The sequence below is a fragment of the Roseovarius sp. D22-M7 genome (genome assembly GCF_037083785.1).
Taxonomy (GTDB): domain Bacteria; phylum Pseudomonadota; class Alphaproteobacteria; order Rhodobacterales; family Rhodobacteraceae; genus Roseovarius.
On record NZ_JBAPKY010000149.1, the window covers coordinates 1 to 1,795 of the forward strand.

At 60.9% G+C, this 1,795-nt stretch carries 2 protein-coding genes; both read right to left on the reverse strand.

Going from position 1 to position 1,795, the window contains the following annotated elements; all coding sequences use genetic code 11:
- On the reverse strand, positions 1-758 hold a 758-nt coding region (gene istB / locus V8324_RS21690; protein ID WP_336421965.1), incomplete at its 3' end, for an IS21-like element helper ATPase IstB.
- Positions 748-1,795, reverse strand: a 1,048-nt coding sequence (gene istA, locus V8324_RS21695) for an IS21 family transposase (protein ID WP_336421966.1), incomplete at its 5' end; no start/stop codon positions are given. The genes istB and istA, both read right to left, overlap by 11 nt.

The window sequence follows — 1,795 nt, forward strand, 5'->3', positions numbered from 1 at the left end:
TTTTTTTTGGCTGTCTCGGAGCTGGCTTTGAAGCGATAGCTGTCGTTGCCAGTCTCCAAAATGTGGCAGCGATGGGTGAGGCGATCGAGCAGCGCTGTGGTCATCTTGGCGTCGCCGAAGACGCTCGCCCATTCGCTGAAGCTCAGGTTGGTGGTAATGACGACGCTGGTGCGCTCGTAGAGTTTGCTGAGAAGATGGAACAACAGCGCACCGCCCGAGGCGCTGAACGGCAAGTATCCCAACTCGTCGAGGATCACCAATTCGGTTTTCACGAGCGCCTCGGCGATCTTTCCAGCTTTGCCTTGGGCTTTTTCCTGCTCCAGTGCATTGACCAGTTCGACGGTTGAGAAGAAGCGCACACGTTTGCGATGGTGCTCGATCGCCTGGATTCCAAGAGCGGTGGCAACATGGGATTTCCCTGTTCCAGGGCCACCGATCAGAACCACGTTCTCGGCGGCGTCCATGAACTCGCAGCGATGAAGTTGGCGAACCAGGGCTTCACGGACTTCGCTGGCGCCGAAGTCGAATCCGGAGAGGTCCTTGTAGGCCGGGAAGCGCGCGGCCTTCATGTGATAGGCAATGGAGCGCACCTCGCGTTCGGCCATTTCGGCCTTGAGCAACTGCGACAGCATCGGCACCGCGGCCTCGAACGCCGGGGCACCTTGTTCCATCAGGTCATGCACGGCCTGAGCCATGCCCGGCATTTTGAGGCTGCGCAGCATGATGACAATGGCGGCTCCGGCGGGATCATGACGCATGACGCGTTCCTTCCTTGGTGCGAAGCCCGTCATACCGCGCGACATTGGCCTCGGGTTCCTTGCTCAAGGAGAGGGCTGAAGGCGGGCTCACATCGGGCTGGTCGGTCGGTGTGCCATCCACCAGCCTGTGGAGCAGGTTCAACACATGCGTCTTGGTTGGCACGCCCGCCTCCAGCGCCATTTCCACCGCGCAAAGCACGGCCTGTTCATCGTGATTCAGGACCAGGGACAGGACCTCGACCATCTCGCGATCGCCGCCGGGCTTGCGCAGCATCTGATCTTGCAACTGGCGGAATGCCTCCGGCATGTCGACAAACGGGGCACCATTACGAAGCGCGCCCGGCTTGCGCTGGACAACGGCGAGATAATGGCGCCAGTCATAGATGACGCGGCCAGGTTGCCGGTGCGACCGTTCAATGATGCGTTCATGTGTGCAGACCACGTGCCCTTCGGCTACGATCACCAGCCGTTCGGGGTAAACGTGCAGGCTGACGGGGCGGTTCGCGAAACTGGCGGGCACAGAGTAACGATTGCGCTCGAAGGTGATCAGGCAGGTGGGTGAGACCCGCTTTCTCTCCTCGACAAAGCCGTCAAACATTGTGGGCAGCGGCATCAGCACGGGCTTCTCGGCCTCCCAGGCATCGGCAATGCTGCCAGGCAACGTTCCATGCGCCGTCTCAGCCCACAGGAGCTTGCAGCGGTCTTCCAGCCAGTCATTCAGCGCATCAAGGTCCGGAAAGGCTGGCATCACCTGCCAGAGCCGGTGGCGCGCGTCGCGAACGTTCTTCTCGACCTGTCCTTTCTCCCAGCCCGCCGCCGGGTTGCAGAAATCAGGCTCGAACACGTAGTGGCTGGTCATGGCCATGAACCGCGCATTCACATCGCGCTTCTTGCCGGCGCCCACCCGATCCACGGCCGTCTTCATGTTATCGTAGATGCCGCGGCTTGGAACTCCCTCGAAGACCCGGAACGCGTGCCAGTGCGCGTCGAACAACATCTCGTGGGTCTGGAGCAGATACGCTCGCACCAGAAAAGCA